The organism is Aquincola tertiaricarbonis (genome assembly GCF_023573145.1).
GTDB lineage: Bacteria > Pseudomonadota > Gammaproteobacteria > Burkholderiales > Burkholderiaceae_C > Aquincola > Aquincola tertiaricarbonis_B.
Genome location: NZ_CP097636.1, coordinates 345,471 through 359,441, shown reverse-complemented (window position 1 = coordinate 359,441; position 13,971 = coordinate 345,471). Strand labels below are relative to the sequence as shown.

Annotated in this window: 12 protein-coding genes; 6 read left to right on the top strand and 6 right to left on the bottom strand. The window is 69.7% G+C overall.

Annotated features, from left to right (window positions below; translation table 11 throughout):
* Positions 1 to 7: 7 nt before the first annotated feature.
* From MW290_RS15830 to MW290_RS15820, 3 genes are all read left to right on the top strand, one after another.
* Complete coding sequence (locus tag MW290_RS15830; RefSeq protein WP_250198684.1) at positions 8 to 982, top strand: Bug family tripartite tricarboxylate transporter substrate binding protein; 975 nt, start codon at positions 8 to 10, stop codon at positions 980 to 982.
* A 123-nt stretch (positions 983 to 1,105) separates the two neighbouring features.
* Positions 1,106 to 2,740, top strand: coding sequence for a tannase/feruloyl esterase family alpha/beta hydrolase (locus MW290_RS15825; protein WP_250198683.1), 1,635 nt, complete (start codon positions 1,106 to 1,108; stop codon positions 2,738 to 2,740).
* 20 nt (positions 2,741 to 2,760) lie between these two features.
* The gene (locus tag MW290_RS15820; protein ID WP_250198682.1) at positions 2,761 to 4,881 is read left to right on the top strand and encodes an alpha/beta hydrolase domain-containing protein; all 2,121 of its coding nucleotides are present in this window, start codon (positions 2,761 to 2,763) and stop codon (positions 4,879 to 4,881) included.
* 42 nt (positions 4,882 to 4,923) lie between these two features.
* On the opposite strand, the gene MW290_RS15815 is transcribed toward MW290_RS15820, so the two are convergent.
* The 6 genes from MW290_RS15815 to MW290_RS15790 form a co-directional block, all read right to left on the bottom strand.
* Entirely contained in the window at positions 4,924 to 6,222 is a 1,299-nt protein-coding gene (locus MW290_RS15815; RefSeq protein WP_375142910.1) for a glutamate-5-semialdehyde dehydrogenase, read from the bottom strand.
* Between the two features lie 25 nt (positions 6,223 to 6,247).
* Positions 6,248 to 7,240 carry an AEC family transporter gene (locus MW290_RS15810; RefSeq protein ID WP_250198681.1) on the bottom strand — a complete coding sequence of 331 codons (993 nt, stop codon included), beginning with the start codon at positions 7,238 to 7,240 and terminating at the stop codon, positions 6,248 to 6,250.
* A 60-nt stretch (positions 7,241 to 7,300) separates the two neighbouring features.
* Positions 7,301 to 7,978, bottom strand: a complete 678-nt coding sequence (locus MW290_RS15805; RefSeq protein WP_250200017.1) for a DUF799 domain-containing protein — start codon at positions 7,976 to 7,978, stop codon at positions 7,301 to 7,303.
* Positions 7,979 to 7,989: 11 nt separating this feature from the next.
* The gene (locus MW290_RS15800; protein ID WP_250198680.1) at positions 7,990 to 8,343 is read right to left on the bottom strand and encodes a DUF4810 domain-containing protein; all 354 of its coding nucleotides are present in this window, start codon (positions 8,341 to 8,343) and stop codon (positions 7,990 to 7,992) included.
* Positions 8,340 to 9,023: a CsgG/HfaB family protein gene (locus MW290_RS15795; RefSeq protein WP_250198679.1), complete on the bottom strand. Its 684-nt coding sequence runs from the start codon at positions 9,021 to 9,023 to the stop codon at positions 8,340 to 8,342. Before MW290_RS15795 ends, MW290_RS15800 begins: the two co-directional genes overlap by 4 nt.
* Positions 9,024 to 9,105: 82 nt before the next feature.
* Complete coding sequence (locus MW290_RS15790) at positions 9,106 to 11,691, bottom strand: DNA topoisomerase III (RefSeq protein ID WP_250198678.1); 2,586 nt, start codon at positions 11,689 to 11,691, stop codon at positions 9,106 to 9,108.
* A gap of 122 nt (positions 11,692 to 11,813) precedes the next feature.
* Between MW290_RS15790 and MW290_RS15785 the strand changes: the two genes are divergently transcribed.
* The 3 genes from MW290_RS15785 to MW290_RS15775 are packed head-to-tail and all read left to right on the top strand — an operon-like array spanning position 11,814 to position 13,970.
* Positions 11,814 to 12,326: an SET domain-containing protein gene (locus MW290_RS15785; protein WP_250198677.1), complete on the top strand. Its 513-nt coding sequence runs from the start codon at positions 11,814 to 11,816 to the stop codon at positions 12,324 to 12,326.
* A 22-nt stretch (positions 12,327 to 12,348) separates the two neighbouring features.
* Positions 12,349 to 13,263, top strand: coding sequence for a biotin--[acetyl-CoA-carboxylase] ligase (locus MW290_RS15780; protein WP_250198676.1), 915 nt, complete (start codon positions 12,349 to 12,351; stop codon positions 13,261 to 13,263).
* Positions 13,264 to 13,292: 29 nt separating this feature from the next.
* Positions 13,293 to 13,970 (top strand): hypothetical protein, encoded by a 678-nt coding sequence (locus tag MW290_RS15775; RefSeq protein WP_250198675.1) that lies wholly within the window; start codon positions 13,293 to 13,295, stop codon positions 13,968 to 13,970.
* Position 13,971: the final 1 nt, after the last annotated feature.

The window sequence follows — 13,971 nt, the reverse complement described above, 5'->3', positions numbered from 1 at the left end:
CAACAAGATGCAGTACCCCTTCCCCCGCCGGCAAGCCCTGGCCCTGCTGCTGGCCGCCGCGCTGGCCCCGGCCGCGATGGCCCAGGGCAAGTACCCTGAGAAGCCCCTGACCTTCATCGTGCCCTTTGCCGCCGGCAGTGCCACCGACCAGCTGGCGCGTGCGCTGGGCCAGTCGATCACCGAGCAGACCAGGCAGCCGGTGGTGGTGGAGAACAAGGCCGGCGCCAGCGGCATGCCGGCGGCCCAGTCGGCGGCGCGCAGCGCTGCCGATGGCTACACCGTGCTCATCACCACCAACACCACGCACGCGGCCAACGAGCACCTGTACAAGAAGATGCCCTACGACCCGGTGAAGGACTTTGCGCCCGTCACCGGCCTGGGCAAGGGCGGGCAGGTGATGGTGGTCAATGCCGCTTCGCCCTACAAGAGCGTGGCCGACGTGCTCAACGCCGCGAAGAAGAACCCCGGCAAGCTCACCTTCGGCAGCGGCAGCTCCTCCAGCCGCATGGCCGGCGAGATGCTCAAGCAGCTGGCCGGCGTGGACATCCTGCACGTGCCCTACAAGAGCAACCCGCTGGGCATCACCGACCTGCTGGGCGGCCAGATCGACCTGATGATCACCGACACCTCCACCGGCGTGCCGCAGGTCAAGGCCGGCAAGCTGCGGGCGCTGGGCTACAGCACGCAAAAGCGCAGCGCCCAGCTGCCCGACGTGCCCACGCTGGACGAGGCCGGCGTCAAGGGCTACGACATGGGCTACTGGTTCGCCGCCTACGTGCCCGCCAACACGCCGGCCCCGGTGGTGGCGCGGCTGAACGAGCTGTTGCACACCGCGGTGAAGAGCGCCGCGGCCAAGACCTTCTTCGACACCGCCGGCTCCGAGCCCTGGACCACCACGCCCGACGAGCTGGCCAGATTCCAGGCGGCCGAGACCCAGAAGTGGGGCAAGGTGATCAAGGCCGCCGGCATCGAAGCCGAATGAGCCCGGCGCCGGGAAGCGCCTGAGCACCCCGGACCACCTGTCTAGACAACGACCGCAACCGCCGCGCAGACGGCGGATGGGCGCAGCCTTGCCGCCCGAAACCACAACTGCCAGGAGACGACATTGGCCAAGTTCCCCGTTCCCCCGCCCGGGCCGCGTGCGCAGCCCCACCCCGCCCGCTGGCTGGCGCTGCTGGCCGCCGCAGCCTGCACCGCCTGCGGCGGCAGCGACGGCGATGACACGCCCACGCCGGTCGCCCTGGCCTGCGAAGCCGCCAGCTTCGCGGCGCTGAAGCTGGACAACGCCACCATCAGCTCGGCCACGCCGGTGGCCGCTGGCAGCTACACACCGCCCGGCACCAGCAGTGCCTTGACCGGGTTGCCGGCCTTCTGCCTGGTCAAGGGGCAGGCGACGCCCAGCAGCGATTCGCTGATCAACTTCGAGGCCTGGGTGCCGCAGGGCAGCGCCTGGAACGGCAAGCTGGTGACCACCGGCAACGGCGGCTACAGCCCGGCGCTGAGCTACCGCGACATGGCCTATGCGCTGGCGCAGGGTTATGCCGCCATCGGTGGCGACACCGGCCACCAGGGTGACCCCAACGCGATGGACTGGGGCCTGGGCCACCCCGAGAAGATCACCGACTGGGGCAGCCGCTCGATCCACGCCATCACCGTGCCGGCCAAGCAGCTGGTGGCCACGCTGCAGGGCCAGCCGGCCAAGCGGGCCTACTACTACGGCTGCTCCACCGGCGGCCACCAGGCCTATGCGCAGGTGCAGCGCTACCCGACCGACTTCGACGGCGTGATCGCCGGCGCGCCGGGCAACAACCGCACCGCACTGAATGCCGAGTTCCTCTGGCGCTACCTGTCCAACCGCACCAGCCAGGCCGATCCCGCGCTGCTGCTGACGCCGGCCAAGGCCGCGCTCATCACCAACGCCGCGGTGGCCGCCTGCGACACCATCGACGGCGTGGCCGACGGCGTGATCGAAGACCCGCGGCAATGCACCAACGCGCGCTTCGACGTCGGCTCGCTGCAGTGCAGCGGCGCCGATGCCGCCACCTGCCTGACGGCGGGCCAGGTGGCTGCGGCGCGCAAGATCTACGCAGGCCCGGTCAACCCGCGCACCGGCGCGCAGATCTACCCCGGCCAGGTGGTGGGCAGCGAATCGGGCTGGCCCGGCTACTGGGGCGGCACCGAGCCTGTGCGCACCGACTACTGGCGCCTGTGGGCCTTTGAAAACCCGCAATGGAACTGGTGGGGCTTCGACTTCGACCGCGACTTCAGCTTCGCGCTGGCCAAGGTGGGCAGCCGGGTCGACCAGACCAGCACCGACCTCTCGGCCTTCAAGGCTGCCGGCGCCAAGCTCATCACCTACCAGGGCTGGATCGACCCGGTGGTGGTGGCCACCGACACCATCGCCTACTACGAGAAGGTGAAGGCCGCCCAGGGTTCGCAGGCCGAGGTGGATCGCTTCTTCAAGCTCTTCGTGGTGCCCGGCATGGGCCACTGCTCGGGCGGGCCGGGCGCCACCAGCTTCGGCAATGCCGGCACGCCGCCGGTGGTGGATGCCGACCACGACCTGCTGTCCGCGCTCGACCGCTGGGTGGAGCAAGGCACCGCGCCGCAACGCATCGTGGCTTCGCGTGTGGCCAACGGCGCGGTGGTGCGCACCCGCCCGGTGTGTGCCTGGCCCACCAAGGCCGTGTACGGGGGCAGCGGCAGCACCGACGAGGCCGCCAACTTCAGCTGCCGCTGACCAAGACGAGGAGACAAGACATGTACAGACAACTTCATCTGCCCCTGGCGACCCTGGCCGCCGCCACCCTGCTGGCCGCCTGCGGCGGTGACGGCGGAAACGACAGCCCGAGCAAGACGCCGCAGCTGCGCCTGACCATCAGCGCCACCGAAGACTTTGCCGGCACCTACGGCAGCGTGGGCGCGTATGAAAAGCTCACCGGCGTGATCGAAGGCGAGGTGGACCCGGCCGATCCGAAGAACGCGGTGATCCAGGACCTGCAGCTGGCGCCGCGCAACGCCAACGGCCTGGTGAGCTACAGCACCGAGTTCGTGATGCTCAAGCCCAAGGACATGAGCAAGGCCAGCGGCGTGCTGCGCTACGACGCGCCCAACCGCGGCAACATCCTGACCATGCTCAACCCCACCGCCACGCCCAGCGATGCGGTGTACCTGGAGCGCGGCTACGTGATGCTGTACGCGGCCTGGCAGGGCGACGTGCCCAAGAGCAACCCCGCGCGGCTGACGGCCACGGTGCCGGTGGCCCGCAATGCCGACGGCAGCAGCATCACCGGCCCCTACCGGGCCGAGCTGGTGCCCACCGCCGCCACGCCCGCGATGAGCCTGCCCGGTGGCGTGTTCAACGGCAGCATGATCCCGTACGAGCCGGCCAGCCTGGACAACACCCAGCCCGGCTACAGCCTGACCCGCCGCCGCAACGAAACCGACCCGCGCGTGGCCATACCGCCCGCCGACTGGAAGTTCGCCACCTGCGACGCGGCGGCCAATCCCTTTCCGGGCACCGCCAGCCCCACCAGCGTGTGCCTGAAGGGCGGGTTCGACCCGCAGTACCTGTACGAGCTGGTGTACGTGGCCAAGGACCCGAAGGTGATGGGCGTGGGCCTGGCCGCGCTGCGCGACGCGGTGAGCTTCTTCCGCAGCAAGGCGGCCGATTCAGCCGGCACCGCCAACCCGCTGGCCGGCCGCATCACCCACGCCATCGCGCAGGGCACCTCGCAGTCGGGCAACGCGATGAAGACCTTCCTGCACCTGGGCTTCAACCAGGCGCTGGACGGCGGCAAGGTGTTCGACGGCATGTACGCCCACGTGGCCGCGCGGCAGACCAACATCAACACCCGCTTTGCGGTGCCGGGTGGCGGAGGCGGCCTGCGCACCGACCACACGGCCTTCGGCCAGACGGCCCCGCGCGGCCTGGCCGCCGATTACGTGGACGATGTCAGTGGCCGCCAGGGCGGCGTGATGAAGCGCTGCGCCGCCACGGCCACCTGCCCGAAGTTCTTCCTGGGCCTGTCGGGCACCGAGTTCTGGCAGCTGCAGGGCTCGCCGGTGCTGACCGATGCCTACGGCTTCCGCGACCTCACGCAGCCCGACAACGCCCGCGTCTACTACTACGCCAGCACCCAGCACGGTGGCGCGGGCGGCACCGCCAGCATCGGTTATGCACCCAGCCGCAACGTGTACCCGGCCGGCACCGTGGTGCACTTCAACGACACCTTCCGCGCGCTCTTCATCGCGCTGGAAGACTGGGTGGTGCGCGGCACCGAGCCGCCGGCCAGCCAGGTGCCCAAGCTGGCCGACGGCACCCTGGTGCGACCCGACCAGCTGGTGTTCCCGGCGATGAAGGGGCTGACCTGGCCGGTGGGCGGCACCGCCACCGCGATCCCGGACTTCAACTACCTGGCGCGCTACAACGGCTTTCCGCTGTTCGACTTCGGGCCGCAGTACATCCCGCAGGACGAATCGGGCATCGCCACGCTGCTGCCGCCCTACTACACCGGCCGCGACTATGCGATCCTGGTGCCGCAGGTGGACGCCAGCACCGGCCTCACCCGGGCCGGCATCCGCAGCGTGGAGGCGCAGGCGCCGCTGGGCACCAGCATCGAGTTCAACTACGTGGCCACGCCCGGCATCGTCGACCTGTCCAACCTCACCGGCAGCTTCATCCCCTTCCACAAGACGGAAGCGGCGCGGCTGGCGGCGGGCGACACCCGGCCTTCGCTGGAAGCGCTGTACGGCACCCAGGCCGGCTACGTGGCGGCGGTGACGGCGGCGGCCGACCAGCTGGTGGCGCAGCGGCTGCTGCTGCCGCGCGATGCCGCGCTGCGCAAGCAGCAGGCGGCGGCGACGGTGGTGCTGCCCTGAGGCTCGACGGCAGGGGCCTTCAACGGCCCCTGCGGCGCACGCTCAGGTGCGCACTTCGCCGTTGCCCAGCACCACCCACTTCATCGAGGTGAGGCCTTCCAGGCCCACCGGGCCGCGGGCGTGGAACTTGTCGGTGCTGATGCCGATTTCCGCGCCCAGCCCGTACTCGAAGCCGTCGGCAAAGCGCGTGCTGGCATTGACCATCACGCTGGCCGAATCCACCTCGCGCAGAAAGCGCATGGCGTTGGGGTGGTTCGTGGTGAGTATGGCGTCGGTGTGGTGCGAGCCGTAGCGGTTGATGTGCGCAATGGCTTCGTCGACCGAGTCGACGATCTTCACGCTGATCACCGGCGCCAGGTATTCCTCGGCCCAGTCGGCCTCGGTGGCCGGCTGCACCGCCAGGCCAGGCACGTCGCGCAGGATGGCGGCGGCGCGCTCGTCGGCACGGCATTCCACGCCCTTGGCCGCGAAGATGGCGCCGATGCGGCCCAGGAAGGCCGCGGCCTGCCGCTCATGCACCAGCAGCGATTCGGCGGCGTTGCAGGGGCTGTACTTCTGGGTCTTGGCGTTGTCGGTGACCTTCACGGCCAGGTCCAGGTCCACGTCGGCGTCCACGTACACGTGGCAGTTGCCGTCCAGGTGCTTGATCACCGGCACCCGCGCCTCGGCGCTGATGCGCTCGATCAGCGACTTGCCGCCACGCGGGATGATCACGTCCACATGCTCGGGCATGGCGATCAGCCGGCCCACGGCGGCACGGTCGGTAGTTTCCACCAGCTGCACCGCCTCGGCCGGCAGGCCGGCGGTGGTCAAGGCCTGCTGCACCAGGCGCCACAGCGCCAGGTTGGAGTGGATGGCTTCGGAGCCGCCGCGCAGGATGGCGGCATTGCCGCTCTTGATGGCCAGCGACGCGGCCTCGATGGTCACGTTGGGCCGGCTCTCGTAGATCATGCCGAATACGCCCAGCGGCACCCGCATCTGGCCCACCGAGATGCCGCTCGGCCGGCGCTTGACGCCGGTGATCTCGCCGATCGGGTCGGGCATCGCGGCCAGTTGCTCGCAGCCCTCGGCCACGGTGTCGATGACCTTGGCGCCCAGCTTCAGCCGGTCCAGCATGGGGCCGGCCAGGCCGTTGGCGCGGGCGGCGTCCAGGTCGCGGGCGTTGTCCACGTCCAGCGCGGCCACGCTGGCGCGCAGCAGGTGGGCCAGCTCGATCAGCGCCGCATTGCGGGCCTGGGTGGGCGAAGCGGCCATCACCGTGGCGGCGGCGCGGGCGGCGCTGCCCACGCGGGCCATGTAGGCCGGAATGTCTTGAACGGAGGTGGCGGTGTCGTTCGGCATGGTGCGCCGATTGTCGCCGAGCCGGTCAATCCACCCAGGCCAGCACGGCCAACCACAGCGGCGCGGTGGCGGCAAAGGCCAGCGTCGACAGCACGATGGTGGAGGTGGTCTCGCCCTCCAGCGTCTCGTAGCGCTGCGAGAACATCAGCGTGTTGCTGCCGGCGGGCAGCGCGGCCATCATCACCGCCACCTGCAGCGGCAGGCCCTGCAGGCCGAAGCCCCAGTGCGCCACCACCAGCACCACCGCCGGCAGCACCAGCAGCTTGGTGGCCGTGAGCGCGATGGCGCCACGCAGGCTGCCGCGCAGGCCGTAGTAGGCCAGCGACATGCCGATCAGCGTCAGGCACAGCGGCACCACGGCCGAGCCCAGCTGCACCAGCACCTCGTCCACCACGGTGGGCAGGCCCAGGCCGGTCAGGTTCCAGGCCATGCCGGCCAGCACCGGCAGCACCACCGGATGGATGATGGTGTTGCGCACCGTCACCTTCAGCGTGGCCAGCAGGGTGCCGCCGCCGGCTTCTTCGTGGCGGGCGCGGGCACGCGCCAGGTCCAGCTCGGCCAGGGTGGTGAGCACGGTCAGCAGCGTCAGCGAATGCAGGCTGACGATGGTGATGTGCAGGCCCAACCCGGCCTCGCCGAACAGCGCCGCCGCCATCGGCACGCCGATCTGCAGCGTGTTGCCGAAGCTGGCCGACACCGCCCGCACCGCCGGCGCCGCCGCGGCACCGCTGCCGGCGCGATTGCGGTGGCGACCGATGGCGTAGACGATGACCGCCAGCCCCACCACCGGCACGAAGAAGGCGCCGATCAACCCCCAGGGCATGTGCGCGAAGTCCAGCCTCGAGGTGGTGCGAAACAGCAGCGCCGGCACGAAGATGTAGAAGGCCGCGTTGCTGAGCGTGCGCGCCGGGTCCGCCCCCTTGCGCTCATCGCCCAGCCACCGCATGCGCCCCACCACCCAGCCCAGGCCGGCGGTGAGGAAGATGGCGACGAGCTTGTAGAAGACGGCGAGGGTCATGAGGGCGCGAGTATCGCGGCTCAGGGTCAACCCTTGCCCGCGCCGGCCCGCCGCCCCTCGTCAGGGCTTGCCGTAGTTCGGCGAACGCGGGCCGTACAGCACGCCGTTGAAAACGCCGCCCGACAGCAGGCGCTGCGAAGCGATGCCCGCATAGCGGTAGCCGGCGTCGGTGCTGCTGGCGATGATCTGCGACACCACCGCCTGCACCAGCAGGCCGATCAGGCCGGCCTGGTTGCTCTGTTGCTGCTCGGCCGAAGAGGCCATGGCCTTGCCCTGCCACAACAACTCGCCCGTGCGCAGGTCGACGATGCGGCCTTCCACCGCCACCACCGTGTTGCTGCTGACGACCGCATAGCTGGTGCCGTACTGCTGCACGGTGATGTACACCGCCGCATCGGCGCCGAACACATCGCGCAGCTTGGCGCGGTCCAGCGCATGGATGTCAGCCGCCGTGGTCAGGCCGTTCTCGCGGAAGGTTTCTTCCACCAGCGACACCGGCATCACGTAGTAGCCGGCTTCGGCCAGCGGCAGCGTGGCCTGCGACCACACACCGATGCCGCCCTTGACCTCAGGCGACTGGTTGAGCGGCGGCAGCACCAGCAGCGAGGCTGGCTTGGCCTGCTTGAAGGCGGTGTAGTCGTAGGGCTGGCGCGGGGTGGCGCATCCGCCCAGCAGTGCAGCGGCGCAGATCAGCGAGAGCGCGCCAGCGCGGCCCAGCCGGGAAAAGGTCTTCTTCATGGTGGCGGCACTCACGACTTGCGGCCATCCATCCGCTTTAGCAGCGAATCGATGTACGGTGCGGATTCAGGGAACTGCGCCTTCTCGGCCTCGAACTGCGCCCGCGCCTCGGCATCACGGCCCAGGCGCAGCTGCAGCAGGCCCACGTGGGCGCGAAAGCCCGGTGGCAGCGGCGTGCCGCTGGCGGCCGCCTTCTGCTGCGCCTCGGCCAACGTCTGCAGCTGCTGCTCGGGCGAGCGGCCGTCGCCCTTCAGGTGCTCGTAAAGGCTGTCCTGGTAGCCGCCCCAGTGGTACAGCGGCTTGGGCGCCTGGGCGCAGCCGGCCAGCAAGGCAGCCGCGATCAACAGCCCCGCTGCGCGCTTCATGGCGCCACCTTCGCAGCAGCGCCCCACTGCGCGCCGTCATAGGCCACCACCAGCTTGTTCACGGCTTCGCGCACGGCCAGGTCCAGCACCTTGCCGTTGAGCGTGGCGTCGTAGCTGGCGGTGCCGCCGAAGCCGATGACCTCTCGGTTGGACAGGCTGTACTCGCCCGCGCCCTGCACCGAATACACCACCTCGGAGGTGGCGCCGTTGACCACGTTCAGCGTGACCTTGGCATAGGCGATCTGCGACTTGCCCCGGCCCAGCAGCCCGAAGAGCTGCTGATCACCCACTTCCTTGCGGCCGAACTCGGAGACGTCGCCGGTGACGATGTAGTCGGCGCCCTTTATCGTCTGCGCCTGGGCCTTGAACTTGGCCTCCTGCTGGGCCTCGGCCAGGTTGTCGCGGTCCAGCACGTTGAAGCGCTGGGTCTGCTGCAGGTGCGAGATGACGATGGTCTTGGTCTGGCTGCCCAGGCGGTCGACGCCGTCCGAGAAGATGCCCCGCATGAAACTGGAGCGGTTGTCGAACTTGCCGACCACCACCGGCACGCGCGCGCCGCGGTAAGGCGCGGCGGCCGATTCAACCTTGGCCACCTCCACCGAGCGCGAGCCTTCAGTGGCGCAGCCAACCAACAGCGAAACGGCAGCCGCGCAAGCTGCCGCAACGAACGCGATCTTCATCACCCATCCCTCAGATGTTCTGGAATGGGCGTATTCGACCGCGCTTCACCGCGACTTTTGGCGGTGGTGCATATTTACCACTTCATGCCGCCTTGCGTGCCGCCTTCTTGGCCGGCACCTTCGCAGCGCGGGGTTCGAACTCGAAGCTGACCTTGCCTTCCTTGGTGTCGTAGGCCAGCCGCGCCTTGAACTTGCGGCGGGTCTTGTTCGACACGAAGTTCTCCAGCAGGTCGGTCTTGCCCTCGGTCAGCAGCTTGTGCAGCTGCTCACGCGGCACCGGCTGCTGCAGGATGATCTTGCCGGTCTTGAAGTCGCAGGTGGCGGGCGTGGCCACCGCGTGTTCGCACACGTAGTTGCTGCCATGCTCGAACACCTGGCCCTTGCACTTGGGGCAGTGGCCCAGGCTCTGCTGGTCGCCGAAGTCCACCGGCTCGCCGTCGCCTTCGGCCTTCTTGGCGTCCTCGCCGAAGTCGAACTCCAGCTTCCAGTTGTCGATCTCGCCGTCGAAGGCCAGCTTCAGCTCGGCGGTGAAGGGCCAGCCCGCCTTGGAGCGGAAGCCCTCCAGCGGCCCGATCTTCTTGTCGCGCAGCAGCGCATCGGCCTCGGCGATCTCGAAGGCGCGGCCGCCCGGGATCTTGCTGATGGAAAAGCCGCAGCCGGGGTTGGCGGCGGTTTCGGTGCCCACGCAGGCGAAGCGGCGGTAGTTCTCCTTGACCTTGCCGCCGCACTTGGGGCAGGGCGTGTGCAGGGTCGCGTAGTCGCCCGGGATGGTGTCGCGGTCGTATTCCTTGGCCTTCTTGACGATGCGCTCGGCCATGCGGGCGATGCCGGCCATGAACTGGTCGCGATCGAGCCGGCCGTGCTCCATCTCAGCCAGCTGGTGTTCCCACTGGCCGGTCAGCTCGGGCTTGGTGAGGTCGGGAATGTCCAGCCCGCGCAGCAGCGTCATCAGCTGGAAGGCCTTGGCCGTGGGCACCAGCTCGCGGCCTTCGCGCAGCATGTACTTTTCCAGGATCAGGCCTTCGATGGTCTGCGCCCGCGTGGCTGGCGTGCCCAGGCCCTTCTCGGCCATGGCCTCGCGCAGTTCGTCGTCGTCGATCAGCTTGCCCGCACCTTCCATCGCGCTCAGCAGCGTGGCTTCGGTGTAACGGGCGGGCGGCTTGGTCTTCAGCTGGTTGACGTCCACGCTCTCGGTGCGCACCGTCTCGCCCTTGGCCACCGGCACCAGGTTGGCGTCGTCCTCCTGCGCCTCACGGCCGTACACCGCCAGCCAGCCGGGGCGCACCAGCACCTTGCCGTTGGTCTGGAACTTGTACTCCTTGCCCTGGTTGGTCACGGTGGAAATGCGCGTGGTGACCATGAACTCGGCCGACGGATAGAACACCGCCAGGAAGCGCTTGACGACCATGTCGTACAGCTTGGCTTCGATGTCGGTCAGGCTCTTGGGCGCCTGCAGCGTGGGGATGATGGCGAAGTGGTCCGACACCTTGCTGTTGTCGAACACGCGCTTGACGGGCTTCACATAGCCTTCGTTCAGCGCCTTGCGGGCATGGCCGGCCAGCTCGCGCAGCGGGCCGGGCAGGTCCTCGTTGGACAGCATCTCCATCGTCTGCTTGACCACGCCCACGTAGTCCTCGGGCAGCGCGCGCGAGTCGGTCCGCGGGTAGGTCAGCACCTTGTGCTTCTCGTACAGCGCCTGCGCCAGGCTCAGCGTGGTCTTGGCCGAGAAGCCGAAGCGCGAGTTGGCCTCGCGCTGCAGCGTGGTCAGGTCGTACAGCAGCGGGCTGGCCTGGGTGCTGGGCTTGGCTTCTTCGGTCACCGCGGCGGGCTGCGCACGGCAGGCCTCGGCAATCGCGTTGGCCTCGGCGGCGGTCCACACCCGGTCGGCGCGGCGCTCGGCGTCGTCGTTCTTCTTGAAGCCGGGGTCGAACCACTTGCCCTCGTACTCGCCGGCCTGGGCGGCGAACTGGGCCTTGATCTCCCAGTAGTCGCGGGCCACGTGCTTGCGGATCTTTTCTTCCCGCTCCACCACGATGGACAGCGTCGGCGTCTGCACCCGGCCCACGGTGGTGAGGAAGAAGCCGCCATCGCGGCTGTTGAAGGCGGTCATCGCCCGCGTGCCGTTGATGCCCACCAGCCAGTCGGCCTCGGAGCGGCTGCGCGCGGCGTCGGCCAGGCCCTTCATCTGCTGGTCGCTGCGCAGCTGTGCAAAGCCGTCGCGGATGGCCTGCGGCGTCATGCTCTGCAGCCACAACCGGCGCACCGGCTTGTCCAGCTTGCCCTTGCCGCCATCGGCGTACTGCACGATGAGGCGGAAGATCAGCTCACCCTCGCGGCCCGCGTCGCAGGCGTTGATGAGTTCGGTGACGTCCTTGCGCTTGACCAGCTTGACCACCGCCGTCAGGCGCGACTTGGCCTTGTCGATCGGCGCCAGATCGAAGTGCGGCGGCACCACCGGCAGGTTGGCGAAGCTCCACTTGCCGCGCTTGACGTCGTATTCGTCCGGTGCCTTGATCTCCACCAGGTGGCCGACCGCCGAGGTGACGACGTACTGGTCGTTCTCGAAGTGGTCGGCCTGCTTGTCGAACTTGCCCGAGACCGGGGTCAGCGCCCGCACGATGTCCTGGGCCACGCTCGGCTTTTCCGCAATGATCAGTGACTTGCCCATGAGCCTTGTTGTGCCTTCAATGGTCAGCCGTGCCCACCCGCGGGGCGGCCACGTCTGCCTACAATTCCGTTTCTCGCGCGCACGCACACATACGCGCGCGCATCCGTATTTCAATGTACCGAATGAAAACCGACACGCAAGCCGCCTCCACTGAAGGCCCTGCCGCCACCGGCACGCAGGCCAGCGCCGGCGGCCGCCGGACACAGGTCCGCCGTTCCGGCGTGCACGGCAAGGGCGTGTTCGCGCTGCGGCCACTGGAGCCGGGCGAAACCCTGTTCGAGTACACCGGCGAGGTGATCACCTGGGAAGAGGCGTTGCGCCGGCATCCACACGATCCGTCGCAGCCCGACCATACCTTCTATTTCCACATCGACGACCAGCACGTCATCGATGGCGCGCACGGCGGCAACTCCTCGCGCTTCATCAACCACTCCTGCGACCCCAACTGCGAGGCCGACGAGGTCGACGGCCGCGTCTTCATCAAGACACTGCGGCCGGTGCTGCCCGGCGAGGAGCTGTACTTCGACTACGGCCTGGTGCTGGACGGCCGGCACACCGCCAAGGTGAAGAAGCAGTTCGCCTGCTACTGCGGCGCGCCCAACTGCCGCGGCACCATGCTCGCGCCCAAGCGCTGATCCCCCTGTTCCACCGGCCGTGATGTCCAACGAGCCCAACCACCTGCCCTGGGGCGCCGAGCGCCTGTGGGAACAACTGCAGCCGCTGCTGCCCGGCATCTCGGTCGAGGTGGTGGCGCGCGCCGATTCCACCAACACCCAGCTGATCGACCGTGCCCGCGCCTACAGCGGCCGGCTCGACCAGCCCGTCACCCTGCCCGGCACGCTGGATGCGCGCAGCCGCGACGACGAGCGCTCGCCGCACGGCCGGCGCACCGGCGACACCCAGCCCTGCCTGCTGGTGGCCGAGCAGCAGACCCGCGGCCGCGGCCGCCATGGCCGGCACTGGCAAAGCAGCGCGGGCGCCTCGCTCACCTTCTCGCTGTCGCTGCCGCTGGCCCCGCGCGACTGGTCGGGCCTGTCGCTGGCCGTCGGCGTGGCGCTGGCCGAGGCACTGGACGGCCCCGCCGCCGCCCCCGGGCCGCGCCTGGGGCTGAAATGGCCCAACGACCTGTGGCTGATGGACGGCCCGGGCCAGGGCCGCAAGCTGGGCGGCGTGCTGATCGAGACCGTGATGGTGGGCCCGCGCCGCATGGCCATCGTGGGCTGCGGCCTGAACGTGCTGCCGCAGTCGCTGCGCGAGCTGACCACCGGCTACGCCTGCCTGCAGGAGCGTGAGCCCGAGATCACCGCCCCGGCGGCCCTGCAGCGGGTGGCCGTGCCGCTGGCGCAGGCGCTGCTCACCTTCGAGCGTGAAGGCTTTGCCGCCTTTGCCGACCGCTTCGCCGAGCGCGACCTGCTGCGCGGCCAGCCCATCACCACCACGCTGCCCGAGCTGCCCCAGGGCGTGGCCGATGGCGTGGCCGCGGACGGCGCGCTGCGCGTGCGCGTGGGCGACGGCCCCGACGCGCCCCTCCACCTGGTTTCCAGCGGCGACGTCAGCGTCCGGCTGCGTTGACCGACCACCGGCGGCTTGCCGCACCCTGAATGCTCCGACTCCTCGCCCTGCTGCTGTTGCTGGCCAACGCCCTCTTCTTCGCCTGGACCGAACGCTGGCTGGACCCGCTGCTCGGCCCCTCCCACCGGGAACGCGAGCCCGAACGCGTGGCGCGCCAGCTGCAGCCCGACGCGGTGAAGCTGCTGCCGCCCGAGGCCGCCAGCGCGGCGCTGGCCGATGCCCTGGCCGCGGCCGCCCGCGCCGCCCAGGGCACCTGCATGGAAGCCGGCCCCTTCAGCGACGCCGACATCGGCGCCGCCGAGCAGCTGCTGGCCGACCTGCCGATGGGCAGCTGGCACCGCATCTCGGTCGACCTGCCGGGCAGCTGGCTGGTGTACATGGGCCGCTACCCCACGCGCGAGGCGCTGCAGAAGAAAACCGAAGAGCTGCGCCGGCTGAAGGTGGCGTTCGAGGAAGTGAAGTCGCCGGCCGAGTTGGACAACGGCCTGTCGCTGGGCCAGTTCAACACGCCCGAGGCGGCGAACAGCGCGCTGGCCGCGCTGAACACCCGCGGCGTGCGATCGGCCCGCGTGGTACAGACGGCGCCGCCGCGGGTGCAGCACCGCCTGCGGGTGGAGCGGGCCACCACCTCGGTGGCCGCTCAGATCATCGCGATGCCGCAGGCCGCCCTGGCCGGCGGCTTCGAGACCTGCAAGCCGCGCCAGTAAG

What these genes read in the sequence shown, in the direction of transcription:
- MW290_RS15830 (WP_250198684.1), top strand. Translation starts at nt 8, where the DNA reads ATGCAGTACCCCTTCCCCCGCCGGCAAGCCCTGGCCCTGCTGCTGGCC.
- MW290_RS15820 (WP_250198682.1), top strand. Translation starts at nt 2,761, where the DNA reads ATGTACAGACAACTTCATCTGCCCCTGGCGACCCTGGCCGCCGCCACC.
- MW290_RS15815 (WP_375142910.1), bottom strand. Translation starts at nt 6,222, where the DNA reads ATGCCGAACGACACCGCCACCTCCGTTCAAGACATTCCGGCCTACATG.
- MW290_RS15810 (WP_250198681.1), bottom strand. Translation starts at nt 7,240, where the DNA reads ATGACCCTCGCCGTCTTCTACAAGCTCGTCGCCATCTTCCTCACCGCC.
- MW290_RS15805 (WP_250200017.1), bottom strand. Translation starts at nt 7,978, where the DNA reads ATGAAGAAGACCTTTTCCCGGCTGGGCCGCGCTGGCGCGCTCTCGCTG.
- MW290_RS15800 (WP_250198680.1), bottom strand. Translation starts at nt 8,343, where the DNA reads ATGAAGCGCGCAGCGGGGCTGTTGATCGCGGCTGCCTTGCTGGCCGGC.
- MW290_RS15795 (WP_250198679.1), bottom strand. Translation starts at nt 9,023, where the DNA reads ATGAAGATCGCGTTCGTTGCGGCAGCTTGCGCGGCTGCCGTTTCGCTG.
- MW290_RS15790 (WP_250198678.1), bottom strand. Translation starts at nt 11,691, where the DNA reads ATGGGCAAGTCACTGATCATTGCGGAAAAGCCGAGCGTGGCCCAGGAC.
- MW290_RS15785 (WP_250198677.1), top strand. Translation starts at nt 11,814, where the DNA reads ATGAAAACCGACACGCAAGCCGCCTCCACTGAAGGCCCTGCCGCCACC.
- MW290_RS15780 (WP_250198676.1), top strand. Translation starts at nt 12,349, where the DNA reads ATGTCCAACGAGCCCAACCACCTGCCCTGGGGCGCCGAGCGCCTGTGG.
- MW290_RS15775 (WP_250198675.1), top strand. Translation starts at nt 13,293, where the DNA reads ATGCTCCGACTCCTCGCCCTGCTGCTGTTGCTGGCCAACGCCCTCTTC.